This is a genomic window from Aeromonas sp. CA23 (genome assembly GCF_002587065.1).
GTDB lineage: Bacteria > Pseudomonadota > Gammaproteobacteria > Enterobacterales > Aeromonadaceae > Aeromonas > Aeromonas bestiarum.
The window spans coordinates 2,012,296-2,028,531 of sequence record NZ_CP023818.1 but is presented as its reverse complement, the minus strand read 5'-3'; the positions used below and the strand labels follow the sequence as shown (position 1 = coordinate 2,028,531).

General features: G+C 62.1%; 6 protein-coding genes. All 6 read right to left on the bottom strand.

Translation table 11 applies throughout. The annotated features are described in order from the left end of the window. Positions 1-106: 106 nt before the first annotated feature. The 6 genes from CK910_RS24180 to CK910_RS24170 all read right to left on the bottom strand — a co-directional run bounded on the left by CK910_RS24180 (position 107) and on the right by CK910_RS24170 (position 16,127). A complete protein-coding gene (locus tag CK910_RS24180; protein ID WP_216640191.1) occupies positions 107-12,001 on the bottom strand; it encodes a VCBS domain-containing protein in 11,895 nt (3,964 codons plus the stop codon). A gap of 32 nt (positions 12,002-12,033) precedes the next feature. After that, on the bottom strand, positions 12,034-14,940 hold the full coding sequence (locus tag CK910_RS09585; protein ID WP_216640190.1) for a VCBS domain-containing protein: 2,907 nt from the start codon (positions 14,938-14,940) through the stop codon (positions 12,034-12,036). Beyond that, on the bottom strand, positions 14,895-15,107 hold the full coding sequence (locus CK910_RS24055; RefSeq protein WP_172955284.1) for a hypothetical protein: 213 nt from the start codon (positions 15,105-15,107) through the stop codon (positions 14,895-14,897). Before CK910_RS24055 ends, CK910_RS09585 begins: the two co-directional genes overlap by 46 nt. Continuing rightward, positions 15,061-15,180, bottom strand: coding sequence for a VCBS domain-containing protein (locus CK910_RS24050; RefSeq protein ID WP_253852856.1), 120 nt, complete (start codon positions 15,178-15,180; stop codon positions 15,061-15,063). Before CK910_RS24050 ends, CK910_RS24055 begins: the two co-directional genes overlap by 47 nt. 13 nt (positions 15,181-15,193) lie before the next feature. Beyond that, entirely contained in the window at positions 15,194-15,757 is a 564-nt protein-coding gene (locus CK910_RS24175; protein ID WP_216640189.1) for a VCBS domain-containing protein, read from the bottom strand. 160 nt (positions 15,758-15,917) lie between these two features. Then, complete coding sequence (locus CK910_RS24170; protein WP_216640188.1) at positions 15,918-16,127, bottom strand: VCBS domain-containing protein; 210 nt, start codon at positions 16,125-16,127, stop codon at positions 15,918-15,920. Positions 16,128-16,236 lie beyond the last annotated feature (109 nt).

The following is a 16,236-nucleotide window of genomic DNA, read 5'->3' as shown; positions in this document are numbered from 1 at the left end:
CTTGATATCCGTCGCAAAAGCCCCGCCATCAGCGTGGCTCCCTCGATAACCAGACATAAAAAAAGCGGCAGATTGCTCTGCCGCTTGTTGTGCTGCCCTGACGGAATTACTTGTCGATATCCAGCAGATTGTTGCTCAGCATGTAGTCGATCACCTGGGAAGAGGTGGACGCCGCACTGCCGGTGAGGCTGTCGAACGTGTGGTTCATCAGCACTATCTCCTGAGTCACAGGGGCCGTGCTGGTCTCCTTGACCTGCAAGTGCACACCCTCGCTGTCCTGGAAGACAGAGAGCAGGCTCTTCAGATCAGTCTGGTTGTGGGAACCATCGTGATCCAGCAGATCGCTCAGATCCAGCTTGTCACCCTCAGCCTTGGAGAAGTCGACCACGTAATCCTTGGCGATGGCGCCTGCCGTGGTATCCCCCTGCTGCCAGGTGAAGATATCGGCCCCCGCATCCCCCTTGAGGATGTCGTTGCCCAGACCACCGACCAGAATGTCGTTGCCCAGACCGCCGCTCAGGGTGTCGTTGCCGGCGCCACCATACAGGGTATCGTTGCCGCTACCACCATAGAGCTGGTCATCGCCCAGACCGCCGAGCAGCATGTCGTCACCGGCACCGCCGAACAGTATGTCGTTGCCAGCACCACCATCCAGAATGTCGTTGCCACCCTGACCGAACAGAATGTCATTGCCCTCCCCGCCGATCAGTACATCCGCCTTGTCATTGGTGGAGGACTGATCAAAGTCGGCGGCATGGCCCGTGATGTAGTCATGAACCTGAGCATCGGTCACAGAACCGGTACTCAGCTTGCCAGCCACGTACTGCTTGATGGCCGCGTAGCCTTCTCCGTTGATACCGGCGAAGTGAACCGCATCACCGAACAGGATATCGTCACCGGCACCGCCATCGATCCGGTCACTGCCCGGCAGGTTGTTGACCGAGGTGCCCAGGATGGCGCCGGCCAGATCGTTGGCATTGACGCCCGTCATGATGACACCGTCAGAGTCATAGGACTTGAGATCGTTGTAGGAGATGTTGGCTCCCAGGCCGATCGCCTCCACCGTCACGCCCATGCCGGTCAGCAAGGCAAAACCAGCCACTGCATTGGCAATCGTCGTACTGCTGGTGGAGCTTCCTGTACCCGCCAGAGTCGAGTAGACATATCTTCCGGTCCCATCAGGTCTCATATAACCAATCTGGTTCCCGTTGTAGTCATAAACCACACCATTGGCGTTGATGACTGTGCGGTTACTTACCGTGTATATCTGCCCCTGAACGTAGTTACTGCCGATGACATTATTCAAATACACGTCATTCACTGTACCACTACGATCTCGGATCATCGGGTTGCTACCCTCATTCTCCAGATAGTAAGTAGGCTGCCCATCCGTGATGAAGTAGGTCAGGTTCTTGGCATTGGTGTTGCCCTGAGCGGTCGAACCGTTGAACCAGTTGGCCGTGGTCTTGAACACGTCTTCGTAGTTGGTACCGCCGCCGTTGTCCGAGCTGCCATCCATGCTGTCGAGAATCGCCTGCAGCTGGCTAAGGGCATTGCTGTCTTTCAGGTTCACGCTGACCGACTTGTTGGACAAGGTATCGAAGTCCACCAGGAAGACATTCACCTTGCCAGCCCCATCGGTGCCAGCGCTGGTCTTGAGGCTATTAAAGACCTGTGCCAGCTGGCTCTTGATGGTATTCATGGCCGTGCTACCGATACTGCCAGAGCTGTCGACCATAAAGGCGATGTTGTAGTTCTGGCCTGGCAGCACAACGCTGCCGTCCAGGTCGCCGACCACGATATTGTGCTCGCTGCCGTAGACGCGGTTTTGATCGCCCGGCTCCCCTTCGGTGGAGAGGAAGTAGCTCATGCGGATCGAATCCTGATCCGATGCGCTGCTGGTCTGGTCGGTCACCACCTCCTTGGCGATGGCCTCCACCTTGAGGTCAAACTGACCCGCATTACTGCCCGGCACCCGCAGGGTCAGACCGGTCAGCTTGACGTCCAGCGCACTCTGGTTCCAAAGGCCAGTAAGCGTCAACTTGCCATCCGCACCGACGGTTCCCAGCGCAGTGCCGCCCTGATACAGGGTCGCACCACTCGGCATTCCGCTCAGCACCAGGCTGTCGAGCTGCTCACTGCCATCTCGATCGGCAAGGGAGGCACTGATCTCGAGGGGATAATCCACCACGCTGGGCTGTACTGCCGTCAAAGTGCCATCGGTCTGGTTGAACTGGTAGATACCGTCATCAAACTGAACCAGCTCGATGTCATAAAGTGACTTGCTGATGGTGGCGCCGTTCTCCTTCACCAGGAAGTTGAAGCCGCCATCACTTCTGCGCTCGATGACATAGTTGGCGCGCGAGCCCATCAGTACGGCCAAGTCTGTACCTGCGCCGCCAAACAGGGTGTCACCACCCAGCCCGGCCACCAGAATATCGTTACCCACGCCGCCATCGAGCGTATCGCCCGAGACAGAGTTGCCACCGACCAGCACGTCATTGCCCAGGCCGCCGACGAAGTAGTCGCCGCCGCCCTTCACGCTGACGATGTAGTCGTTGCCGTTGCCGCCCACCACCTGATCCTGGGTGGAGGTGCTGTCGGTCAGGCTATTGGTGATGTCGAAGCTGCCCTTGTTGAAATTGCCGCTCTGGAACGCACCGGTCGAGATACCGGACGACGGGTATTGGGTATAGAGCGGTATGCCATTGCCGGTCAGGCTGATATCCACCACAGGTTTGTCAGCCACGGCAGCGATGTCGATCACCAGCTTGCCGCTATTGCTCAGGTTGGCACCGTCGCTGATCTGGTAACCCAGGCTGGCGTAGTCCCCTTGCTGGTTGCCCGTCGTCGCACCGTTGCCATTGACTGCACTGGTGCTGGATTCATTGAGACCGGGTACAAAGCGCAGATGGCCACTGTCGATATCAGCGTAGGAGATGAGATCCCCCGCCTTCACGGCAATCCACTGACCGGCCGCATTGAGATACTCCAGCTTGCCATTTTGCGGCAGGGTATTGATCTGCACGCTCAGATCAGACGCGGCCTGATCATCGCTGGCACCAAACTGGGACCACTTCAGTACCAGCGGCGTGTCTTCCGTCCCTGCACCGTGACCACCCGTGGTCACAGGAGCACGGTCGTTGTCGATGATGGTACCCGTGCCGTTCTGGCCACCCACGGTCACCGTCAGGGTCTCGTTCGCCTCGACCAGGCGATCGTTCACGGTCGGTATGGTCACGGTAAAGCCGGATACCCCGGCCGGCACAGTGATCTTGCCGGTGGCGCTGTTGTAGGTCACCCCATTGCTGAACTGGGCTGTGCCCCAATCAAGGCTGGAAGCCGGGTTGCTACCGCTGCCCCCAATGGCGAAGTCATACTGGGTCGCCTCCTGGGTCGCGTCAGACAGGGCCACCGTATGCAGCAGATTGCCGCCTTCCACTGTGTTCTCACTGGACACCGACTGCACTATCGGAGTGAACAGTGGCTTGGTCGCGAAAGAGCCCAGGCTGGAATCGCCATCCGCATCCACCACCTTGATCTGGAAGTCGATGTCGCCGTCTCCCAGTGGCCTGGACATGTTCTGGTACTGGAAGAACTCCCACTTGCCGGTGGCCGGGGTAAATTCCAGACGGAACACCAGGGTGCCATCGCTGGCCTTACCTATCAGGGTATTGGCCGACTCCATGGTAGTGGTGATCATCTTGCCGGTGGCCGTGGTCAGCCCGGTCTCGTTGGAGCCAAGCAGCTGCATATAGCCCTTGCCATCTGCCCCCCACTGCGGAGTAACGGAGCCGGAACCGTAGGCGATGGCCGGCGCCGTGGTGGCACCGAGGAACTCGATGCTCTTCACGGTGAAGTCGCTGTTGTCGGCGTACAGACCGTTACCATTGTTGGTGGCCTTGATGACCATGGTATCGAAGCCACCCTGCTGCACCTGGAAATTGCCCGCATAGTCGCCACCCGCAGCATTGGAGCTGAAGGTCTGGGTGCCGATCAACACGCCACCGCGATAAAACTCGACCACGCCGCTCTCCAGCTCGCCACCAAACATCTGGCTGAACTTGATATTGGCACCATAGGCAACCTTGCCCGCATCCAGCTTGATGGTGAGCTGCTCGGAAGCCGAGGTGCCATTTGCAAAGTGGCGGAAATCAACTTCGTTGGGGAGGTTGTGATTGGGCGAGCCCACGCTGGAGACCCCCAGCCCGGAGCTGGAGCCATTCACATTGGCCGTGACCAGCGCCGAGCTGGTTGACGAGGCAAAGCCCAGCGCCGTGATGCTGAAGCCTGACACGTTCAGGGTCGTCTGATTGCTGCCACTGTACTTGGTCAGATCAAACAGGCCGGTCAGGGTGTCAGGAATATTGGTCTTGATGACGGATACGGCCGCGGCATCGCCAGCGATCGGCGCATCATCCTCGACGGTGACATTCAGCTTGCCTGTGGTCGTGCCATTGCTATCGGAGACCTTGACGTCCAGCTGGAACGACAGGGAATCCTCCTGGCCCTTGACCGGATGGTCGAGCGGCGCCTTGAGGGTCAGATCATAGGTCCAATCGCCCTTGCCGCTGGCGTTCGGTGCGGTCAGTTTGACCTCGACCACCGCCTTGTAGCCGTCGCTTCCCAGAGTGCCGGTATAACCAACCAGCGTCTTGCTGCCGGCATCCCAGCTCCACTTCACCTCGGCGCCACCGGAGGTCAGCCCTGCCGGTCCACCCAGTGAAACAGCCACGCTGCTGCTGTCCACATCACCGACGGAGATAGTGCCAGACATGCTCTTGGCATCCGTGGTATCCGGGTTGCCACTGTTATCGGCTATGCCGTTGGGCAAGCCCTCTTCGGAAACAGTTGCACCATTGGAGATAGACAGGGTTGGCAAGTCATTGGTGCCGTTGATCACCACTGTCACTGTGTGGCTGGTGCCATCCACCGACTGCACGGTGAAGCTCTCGACCTTGGTTTCGCCCAGGCCCAGGTACTGCACCTTGCTGTTGTCGACGTTGTAGTTCCAGGTACCGTTCTCAGCGATGGACAGGTTGCCCAGCGCACCAGCACTGGCCACGCCCGCCCCGACCACAAACTTGGCCTGCCCCTGATCCGCATCGCTCACGGTCAGCACGCCAGTGTCGGTCAGCTTGCCGCTCACCACGTTCAGATCTTCGGTCACCGCACCCAGGTCATCGCCCGCCACCACGGCACCGTCATTGACGCCGGTGATGGTGATGGTGACGGTATGCTCGGTGCCATCCAGGCTCTTGACCACAAAGGTCTCGACCTTGGTTTCACCCTGCCCCAGATACTGCACGTCGCCGTTGGCCACGTTGTAAGTCCACTCACCGCCTTCGGTGATGGTCAGGCTGCCCAGCGCGCCATTGCTGGCCACGCCGTTGCCGGCCACAAACTTGGCCTCGTCGGCGCCGTCCACGTCGGTCACGGTCAGGCTGCCAGTCTCGGTCAGGATCGGGGTGCTTTCATCTTCAGTGACGCCGCCCTTGTCGTTGCCGCTGATCACCGCGCTGTCATTGACGCCGGTAATGGTGATGGTAACCGTGTGCTCGGTGCCATCCAGGCTCTTGACCACGAAGGTCTCAACCTTGGTTTCACCTTGACCCAGGTACTGCACGTCGCCGTTGGCCACGTTATAAGTCCAGACACCGCCTTCGGTGATGGTCAGGCTGCCCAGCGCGCCATTGCTGGCCACGCCGTTGCCGGCCACAAACTTGGCCTCATCGGCACCGTCCACGTCGGTCACGGTCAGGCTGCCAGTCTCGGTCAGGGTCGGGGTGGTTTCATCTTCCACCACGCCGCCGGTGTCATTGCCGCTGATCACCGCGCTGTCGTTGACGCCGGTGATGGTGATGGTGACGGTATGCTCGGTGCCATCCAGGCTCTTGACCACAAAGGTCTCGACCTTGGTTTCACCCTGCCCCAGATACTGCACGTCGCCATTGGCCACGTTATACGTCCAGGCACCGCCTTCGGTGATGGTCAGGCTGCCCAGCGCATCGGCACTCGGGGTGCCCGCACCGGCCACGAACTTGGCTTCGTCCGCCCCGTCCACGTCAGTCACGGTCAGCACGCCGCTGTCTGTCAGCACATCCGGGCTGGCATCTTCGGTAACCGCGCCAGTGTCAGCACCGCTGATCACCGCGCTGTCATTGACGCCGGTAATGGTGATGGTGACGGTATGCTCGGTGCCATCCTGGCTCTTGACCACGAAGGTCTCGACCTTGGTTTCACCCTGCCCCAGATACTGCACGTCGCCGTTGGCCACGTTATACGTCCAGGCACCGCCTTCGGTGATGGTCAGGCTGCCCAGTGCATCGGCACTCGGGGTACCCGCACCGGCCACGAACTTGGCTTCATCCGCCCCGTCCACGTCAGTCACGGTCAGCACGCCACTGTCTGTCAGCACATCCGGGCTGGCATCTTCGGTAACCGCGCCAGTGTCAGCACCGCTGATCACCGCGCTGTCGTTGACGCCGGTGATGGTGATGGTGACGGTATGCTCGGTGCCATCCTGGCTCTTGACCACAAAGGTCTCGACCTTGGTTTCACCTTGACCCAGGTACTGCACGTCGCCATTGGCCACGTTATACGTCCAGGCACCGCCTTCGGTGATGGTCAGGCTGCCCAGTGCATCGGCACTCGGGGTGCCCGCACCGGCCACAAACTTGGCCTCGTCGGCGCCGTCCACGTCGGTCACGGTCAGGCTGCCAGTCTCAGTCAGGGTCGGGGTGCTTTCATCTTCCACCACGCCGCCGGTGTCGTTGCCGCTGATCACCGCGCTGTCGTTGACGCCGGTGATGGTGATGGTGACGGTGTGCTCGGTGCCATCCAGGCTCTTGACCACGAAGGTCTCGACCTTGGTTTCACCCTGCCCCAGGTACTGCACGTCGCCATTGGCCACGTTATACGTCCAGGCACCGCCTTCGGTGATGGTCAGGCTGCCCAGCGCACCGTTGCTGGCCACGCCGTTGCCGGCAATAAACTTGGCCTCATCGGCACCGTCCACGTCGGTCACGGTCAGCACGCCGCTGTCTGTCAGCACATCCGGGCTGGCATCTTCGGTAACCGCGCCAGTGTCAGCACCGCTAATGACCGCGCTGTCATTGACGCCGGTGATGGTGATGGTGACGGTGTGCTCGGTGCCATCCAGGCTCTTGACCACGAAGGTCTCGACCTTGGTTTCGCCCTGCCCCAGATACTGCACGTCGCCGTTGGCCACGTTGTAAGTCCACTCACCGCCTTCGGTGATGGTCAGGCTGCCCAGCGCGCCATTGCTGGCCACGCCGTTGCCGGCCACAAACTTGGCCTCGTCGGCGCCGTCCACGTCGGTCACGGTCAGGCTGCCAGTCTCAGTCAGGGTCGGGGTGCTTTCATCTTCCACCACGCCACCGGTGTCGTTGCCGCTGATCACCGCGCTGTCGTTGACGCCGGTGATGGTGATGGTGACGGTATGCTCGGTGCCATCCAGGCTCTTGACCACGAAGGTCTCGACCTTGGTCTCGCCCTGCCCCAGATACTGCACGTCGCCGTTGGCCACGTTATAAGTCCAGACACCGCCTTCGGTGATGGTCAGGCTGCCCAGTGCATCGGCACTCGGGGTGCCCGCACCGGCCACGAACTTGGCTTCATCGGCCCCGTCCACGTCGGTCACGGTCAGGCTGCCAGTCTCAGTCAGGGTCGGGGTGCTTTCATCTTCCACCACGGCACCGGTATCGTTGCCGCTGATCACCGCGCTGTCGTTGACGCCGGTGATGGTGATGGTGACGGTGTGCTCGGTGCCATCCAGGCTCTTGACCACGAAGGTCTCGACCTTGGTTTCACCTTGACCCAGGTACTGCACGTCGCCGTTGGCCACGTTATAAGTCCACTCACCGCCTTCGGTGATGGTCAGGCTGCCCAGCGCGCCATTGCTGGCCACGCCGTTGCCGGCCACAAACTTGGCCTCGTCGGCGCCGTCCACGTCGGTCACGGTCAGGCTGCCGGTCTCGGTCAGCGTCGGGGTGCTTTCATCTTCCACCACGGCACCGGTGTCGTTGCCGCTGATCACCGCGCTGTCATTGACGCCGGTGATGGTGATGGTGACGGTATGCTCGGTGCCATCCAGGCTCTTGACCACGAAGGTCTCGACCTTGGTTTCGCCCTGCCCCAGATACTGCACGTCGCCGTTGGCCACGTTATAAGTCCAGGCACCGCCTTCGGTGATGGTCAGGCTGCCCAGTGCATCGGCACTCGGGGTTCCCGCACCGGCCACAAACTTGGCTTCGTCGGCGCCGTCCACGTCGGTCACGGTCAGGCTGCCAGTCTCGGTCAGGATCGGGGTGCTTTCATCTTCAGTGACGCCGCCCTTGTCGTTGCCGCTGATCACCGCGCTGTCGTTCACGCCGGTGATGGTGATGGTGACGGTGTGCTCGGTGCCATCCAGGCTCTTGACCACGAAGGTCTCGACCTTGGTTTCACCCTGCCCCAGATACTGCACGTCGCCGTTGGCCACGTTGTAAGTCCAGACACCGCCTTCGGTGATGGTCAGGCTGCCCAGCGCGCCATTGCTGGCCACGCCGTTGCCGGCCACAAACTTGGCTTCATCGGCCCCGTCCACGTCGGTCACGGTCAGGCTGCCAGTCTCAGTCAGGGTCGGGGTGGTTTCATCTTCCACCACGGCACCGGTGTCGTTGCCGCTGATCACCGCGCTGTCGTTCACGCCGGTGATGGTGATGGTGACGGTGTGCTCGGTGCCATCCAGGCTCTTGACCACGAAGGTCTCAACCTTGGTCTCGCCCTGCCCCAGATACTGCACGTCGCCGTTGGCCACGTTATAAGTCCAGACACCGCCTTCGGTGATGGTCAGGCTGCCCAGCGCGCCATTGCTGGCCACGCCGTTGCCGGCCACAAACTTGGCCTCGTCGGCGCCGTCCACGTCGGTCACGGTCAGGCTGCCGGTCTCGGTCAGCGTCGGGGTGCTTTCATCTTCCACCACGGCACCGGTGTCGTTGCCGCTGATCACCGCGCTGTCATTGACGCCGGTGATGGTGATGGTGACGGTGTGCTCGGTGCCATCCAGGCTCTTGACCACGAAGGTCTCGACCTTGGTTTCACCCTGCCCCAGGTACTGCACGTCGCCGTTGGCCACGTTGTAAGTCCAGACACCGCCTTCGGTGATGGTCAGGCTGCCCAGCGCGCCATTGCTGGCCACGCCGTTGCCGGCCACAAACTTGGCCTCGTCGGCGCCGTCCACGTCGGTCACGGTCAGGCTGCCAGTCTCAGTCAGGGTCGGGGTGCTTTCATCTTCCACCACGGCACCGGTGTCGTTGCCGCTGATCACCGCGCTGTCGTTGACGCCGGTGATGGTGATGGTGACGGTGTGCTCGGTGCCATCCAGGCTCTTGACCACGAAGGTCTCGACCTTGGTTTCACCTTGACCCAGGTACTGCACGTCGCCGTTGGCCACGTTGTAAGTCCACTCACCGCCTTCGGTGATGGTCAGGCTGCCCAGTGCATCGGCACTCGGGGTACCCGCACCGGCCACGAACTTGGCCTCATCCGCGCCGTCCACGTCGGTCACGCTCAGCACGCCGCTGTCAGTCAGCACATCCGGGCTGGCATCTTCGGTCACGGCACCAGCGTCAGCACCACTAATGACCGCGCTGTCATTGACGCCGGTGATGGTGATGGTGACGGTGTGCTCGGTGCCATCCAGGCTCTTGACCACGAAGGTCTCGACCTTGGTTTCACCCTGCCCCAGATACTGCACGTCGCCGTTGGCCACGTTATAAGTCCAGACACCGCCTTCGGTGATGGTCAGGCTGCCCAGCGCGCCATTGCTGGCCACGCCGTTGCCGGCCACAAACTTGGCCTCGTCGGCGCCGTCCACGTCGGTCACGGTCAGGCTGCCGGTCTCGGTCAGCGTCGGGGTGCTTTCATCTTCCACCACGGCACCGGTGTCGTTGCCGCTGATCACCGCGCTGTCGTTCACGCCGGTAATGGTGATGGTGACGGTGTGCTCGGTGCCATCCAGGCTCTTGACCACGAAGGTCTCGACCTTGGTCTCGCCCTGCCCCAGATACTGCACGTCGCCGTTGGCCACGTTATAAGTCCAGACACCGCCTTCGGTGATGGTCAGGCTGCCCAGTGCATCGGCACTCGGGGTGCCCGCACCGGCCACGAACTTGGCTTCATCGGCCCCGTCCACGTCGGTCACGGTCAGGCTGCCAGTCTCAGTCAGGGTCGGGGTGCTTTCATCTTCCACCACGGCACCGGTATCGTTGCCGCTGATCACCGCGCTGTCGTTGACGCCGGTGATGGTGATGGTGACGGTGTGCTCGGTGCCATCCAGGCTCTTGACCACGAAGGTCTCAACCTTGGTTTCGCCCTGCCCCAGATACTGCACGTCGCCGTTGGCCACGTTATAAGTCCAGACACCGCCTTCGGTGATGGTCAGGCTGCCCAGTGCATCGGCACTCGGGGTGCCCGCACCGGCCACGAACTTGGCCTCATCCGCGCCGTCCACGTCGGTCACGGTCAGCACGCCGCTGTCAGTCAGCACATCTGGGCTGGCATCTTCGGTCACGGCACCAGCGTCAGCACCACTAATGACCGCGCTGTCATTGACGCCGGTGATGGTGATGGTGACGGTGTGCTCGGTGCCATCCAGGCTCTTGACCACGAAGGTCTCGACCTTGGTCTCGCCCTGCCCCAGGTACTGCACGTCGCCGTTGGCCACGTTGTAAGTCCAGACACCGCCTTCGGTGATGGTCAGGCTGCCCAGCGCGCCATTGCTGGCCACGCCGTTGCCGGCCACAAACTTGGCCTCGTCGGCGCCGTCCACGTCGGTCACGGTCAGGCTGCCAGTCTCGGTCAGGATCGGGGTACTTTCATCTTCAGTGACGCCGCCCTTGTCGTTGCCGCTGATCACCGCGCTGTCGTTCACACCGGTAATGGTGATGGTGACGGTGTGCTCGGTGCCATCCAGGCTCTTGACCACGAAGGTCTCGACCTTGGTTTCACCCTGCCCCAGGTACTGCACGTCGCCGTTGGCCACGTTATACGTCCAGGCACCGCCTTCGGTGATGGTCAGGCTGCCCAGCGCACCGTTGCTGGCCACGCCGTTGCCGGCAATAAACTTGGCCTCATCGGCACCGTCCACGTCGGTCACGGTCAGCACGCCGCTGTCTGTCAGCACATCCGGGCTGGCATCTTCGGTAACCGCGCCAGTGTCAGCACCGCTAATGACCGCGCTGTCATTGACGCCGGTGATGGTGATGGTGACGGTATGCTCGGTGCCATCCAGGCTCTTGACCACGAAGGTCTCAACCTTGGTTTCGCCCTGCCCCAGATACTGCACGTCGCCGTTGGCCACGTTGTAAGTCCACTCACCGCCTTCGGTGATGGTCAGGCTGCCCAGCGCGCCATTGCTGGCCACGCCGTTGCCGGCCACAAACTTGGCCTCGTCGGCGCCGTCCACGTCGGTCACGGTCAGACTGCCAGTCTCAGTCAGGGTCGGGGTGCTTTCATCTTCCACCACGGCACCGGTGTCGTTGCCGCTGATCACCGCGCTGTCGTTGACGCCGGTGATGGTGATGGTGACGGTGTGCTCGGTGCCATCCAGGCTCTTGACCACGAAGGTCTCGACCTTGGTTTCACCCTGCCCCAGATACTGCACGTCGCCATTGGCCACGTTATACGTCCAGGCACCGCCTTCGGTGATGGTCAGGCTGCCCAGCGCATCGGCACTCGGGGTGCCCGCACCGGCCACGAACTTGGCTTCATCGGCCCCGTCCACGTCAGTCACGGTCAGCACGCCGCTGTCTGTCAGCACATCCGGGCTGGCATCTTCGGTAACCGCGCCAGTGTCAGCACCGCTGATCACCGCGCTGTCATTGACGCCGGTAATGGTGATGGTGACGGTATGCTCGGTACCATCCTGGCTCTTGACCACGAAGGTCTCGACCTTGGTTTCACCCTGCCCCAGATACTGCACGTCGCCGTTGGCCACGTTATACGTCCAGGCACCGCCTTCGGTGATGGTCAGGCTGCCCAGTGCATCGGCACTCGGGTACCCGCACCGGCCACGAACTTGGCTTCATCCGCCCCGTCCACGTCAGTCACGGTCAGCACGCCACTGTCTGTCAGCACATCCGGGCTGGCATCTTCGGTAACCGCGCCAGTGTCAGCACCGCTGATCACCGCGCTGTCGTTGACGCCGGTAATGGTGATGGTGACGGTATGCTCGGTGCCATCCTGGCTCTTGACCACAAAGGTCTCGACCTTGGTTTCACCCTGCCCCAGATACTGCACGTCGCCATTGGCCACGTTATACGTCCAGGCACCGCCTTCGGTGATGGTCAGGCTGCCCAGCGCATCGGCACTCGGGGTGCCCGCACCGGCCACGAACTTGGCTTCGTCCGCCCCGTCCACGTCAGTCACGGTCAGCACGCCGCTGTCTGTCAGCACATCCGGGCTGGCATCTTCGGTAACCGCGCCAGTGTCAGCACCGCTGATCACCGCGCTGTCATTGACGCCGGTAATGGTGATGGTGACGGTATGCTCGGTGCCATCCTGGCTCTTGACCACGAAGGTCTCGACCTTGGTTTCACCCTGCCCCAGATACTGCACGTCGCCGTTGGCCACGTTATACGTCCAGGCACCGCCTTCGGTGATGGTCAGGCTGCCCAGTGCATCGGCACTCGGGGTACCCGCACCGGCCACGAACTTGGCTTCATCCGCCCCGTCCACGTCAGTCACGGTCAGCACGCCACTGTCTGTCAGCACATCCGGGCTGGCATCTTCGGTAACCGCGCCAGTGTCAGCACCGCTGATCACCGCGCTGTCGTTGACGCCGGTGATGGTGATGGTGACGGTATGCTCGGTGCCATCCAGGCTCTTGACCACGAAGGTCTCGACCTTGGTTTCGCCCTGCCCCAGATACTGCACGTCGCCGTTGGCCACGTTATACGTCCAGGCACCGCCTTCGGTGATGGTCAGGCTGCCCAGTGCATCGGCACTCGGGGTGCCCGCACCGGCCACGAACTTGGCCTCATCCGCGCCGTCCACGTCGGTCACGCTCAGCACGCCGCTGTCAGTCAGCACATCCGGGCTGGCATCTTCGGTCACGGCACCAGCGTCAGCACCACTAATGACCGCGCTGTCATTGACGCCGGTGATGGTGATGGTGACGGTGTGCTCGGTGCCATCCAGGCTCTTGACCACGAAGGTCTCGACCTTGGTTTCACCTTGACCCAGGTACTGCACGTCGCCGTTGGCCACGTTGTAAGTCCACTCACCGCCTTCGGTGATGGTCAGGCTGCCCAGCGCGCCATTGCTGGCCACGCCGTTGCCGGCCACAAACTTGGCCTCGTCGGCGCCGTCCACGTCGGTCACGGTCAGGCTGCCAGTCTCAGTCAGGGTCGGGGTGCTTTCATCTTCCACCACGGCACCGGTGTCGTTGCCGCTGATCACCGCGCTGTCGTTGACGCCGGTGATGGTGATGGTGACGGTGTGCTCGGTGCCATCCAGGCTCTTGACCACGAAGGTCTCGACCTTGGTCTCGCCCTGCCCCAGATACTGCACGTCGCCGTTGGCCACGTTGTAAGTCCACTCACCGCCTTCGGTGATGGTCAGGCTGCCCAGTGCATCGGCACTCGGGGTGCCCGCACCGGCCACGAACTTGGCCTCGTCGGCGCCGTCCACGTCGGTCACGGTCAGGCTGCCGGTCTCGGTCAGCGTCGGGGTGCTTTCATCTTCCACCACGGCACCGGTGTCGTTGCCGCTGATCACCGCGCTGTCGTTCACGCCGGTGATGGTGATGGTGACGGTGTGCTCGGTGCCATCCAGGCTCTTGACCACGAAGGTCTCGACCTTGGTTTCACCTTGACCCAGGTACTGCACGTCGCCGTTGGCCACGTTATAAGTCCAGACACCGCCTTCGGTGATGGTCAGGCTGCCCAGTGCATCGGCACTCGGGGTGCCCGCACCGGCCACGAACTTGGCTTCATCGGCCCCGTCCACGTCGGTCACGGTCAGGCTGCCAGTCTCAGTCAGGGTCGGGGTGCTTTCATCTTCCACCACGGCACCGGTATCGTTGCCGCTGATCACCGCGCTGTCGTTGACGCCGGTGATGGTGATGGTGACGGTGTGCTCGGTGCCATCCAGGCTCTTGACCACGAAGGTCTCAACCTTGGTTTCGCCCTGCCCCAGATACTGCACGTCGCCGTTGGCCACGTTATAAGTCCACTCACCGCCTTCGGTGATGGTCAGGCTGCCCAGCGCGCCATTGCTGGCCACGCCGTTGCCGGCCACAAACTTGGCCTCATCGGCACCGTCCACGTCGGTCACGGTCAGGCTGCCAGTCTCGGTCAGGGTCGGGGTGGTTTCATCTTCCACCACGCCGCCGGTGTCATTGCCGCTGATCACCGCGCTGTCGTTGACGCCGGTGATGGTGATGGTGACGGTGTGCTCGGTGCCATCCAGGCTCTTGACCACGAAGGTCTCGACCTTGGTTTCACCCTGCCCCAGGTACTGCACGTCGCCGTTGGCCACGTTGTAAGTCCAGACACCGCCTTCGGTGATGGTCAGGCTGCCCAGCGCGCCATTGCTGGCCACGCCGTTGCCGGCCACAAACTTGGCCTCGTCGGCGCCGTCCACGTCGGTCACGGTCAGGCTGCCAGTCTCGGTCAGGATCGGGGTACTTTCATCTTCAGTGACGCCGCCCTTGTCGTTGCCGCTGATCACCGCGCTGTCGTTCACACCGGTAATGGTGATGGTGACGGTGTGCTCGGTGCCATCCAGGCTCTTGACCACGAAGGTCTCGACCTTGGTTTCACCCTGCCCCAGATACTGCACGTCGCCGTTGGCCACGTTATACGTCCAGGCACCGCCTTCGGTGATGGTCAGGCTGCCCAGCGCACCGTTGCTGGCCACGCCGTTGCCGGCCACAAACTTGGCTCATCGGCACCGTCCACGTCGGTCACGGTCAGCACGCCGCTGTCTGTCAGCACATCCGGGCTGGCATCTTCGGTAACCGCGCCAGTGTCAGCACCGCTAATGACCGCGCTGTCATTGACGCCGGTGAATGGTGATGGTGACGGTATGCTCGGTGCCATCCAGGCTCTTGACCACGAAGGTCTCAACCTTGGTTTCGCCCTGCCCCAGATACTGCACGTCGCCGTTGGCCACGTTGTAAGTCCACTCACCGCCTTCGGTGATGGTCAGGCTGCCCAGCGCGCATTGCTGGCCACGCCGTTGCCGGCCACAAACTTGGCTCGTCGGCGCCGTCCACGTCGGTCACGGTCAGCACTGCCACGTCTTCAGTCAGGTCCGGGTGCTTCATCTTCCACCACGCGCCAGTGTCGTTGCCGCTGATCACCGCGCTGTCGTTGACGCCGGTGATGGTGATGGTGACGGTGTGCTCGGTGCCATCCAGGCTCTTGACCACGAAGGTCTCGACCTTGGTTTCACCCTGCCCCAGATACTGCACGTCGCCATTGGCCACGTTATACGTCCAGGCACCGCCTTCGGTGATGGTCAGGCTGCCCAGCGCATCGGCACTCGGGGTGCCCGCACCGGCCACGAACTTGGCTTCATCGGCCCCGTCCACGTCAGTCACGGTCAGCACGCCGCTGTCTGTCAGCACATCCGGGCTGGCATCTTCGGTAACCGCGCCAGTGTCAGCACCGCTGATCACCGCGCTGTCATTGACGCCGGTAATGGTGATGGTGACGGTATGCTCGGTACCATCCTGGCTCTTGACCACGAAGGTCTCGACCTTGGTTTCACCCTGCCCAGATACTGCACGTCGCCGTTGGCCACGTTATACGTCCAGGCACCGCCTTCGGTGATGGTCAGGCTGCCCAGTGCATCGGCACTCGGGTACCCGCACCGGCCACGAACTTGGCTTCATCCGCCCGTCCACGTCAGTCACGGTCAGCACGCCACTGTCTCAGCACATCCGGGCTGGCATCTTCGGTAACCGCGCCAGTGTCAGCACCGCTGATCACCGCGCTGTCGTTGACGCCGGTAATGGTGATGGTGACGGTATGCTCGGTGCCATCCTGGCTCTTGACCACAAAGGTCTCGACCTTGGTTTCACCCTGCCCCAGATACTGCACGTCGCCATTGGCCACGTTATACGTCCAGCACCGCCTTCGGTGATGGTCAGGCTGCCCAGCGCATCGGCACTCGGGGTGCCCGCACCGGCCACGAACTTGGCTTCGTCCGCCCCGTCCACGTCAG

Excerpts from the sequence above, each read along its gene's own strand:
- CK910_RS24055 (WP_172955284.1), bottom strand. The coding sequence starts at position 15,107 with ATGGCACCGAGCATACCGTCACCATCACCATTCACCGGCGTCAATGAC.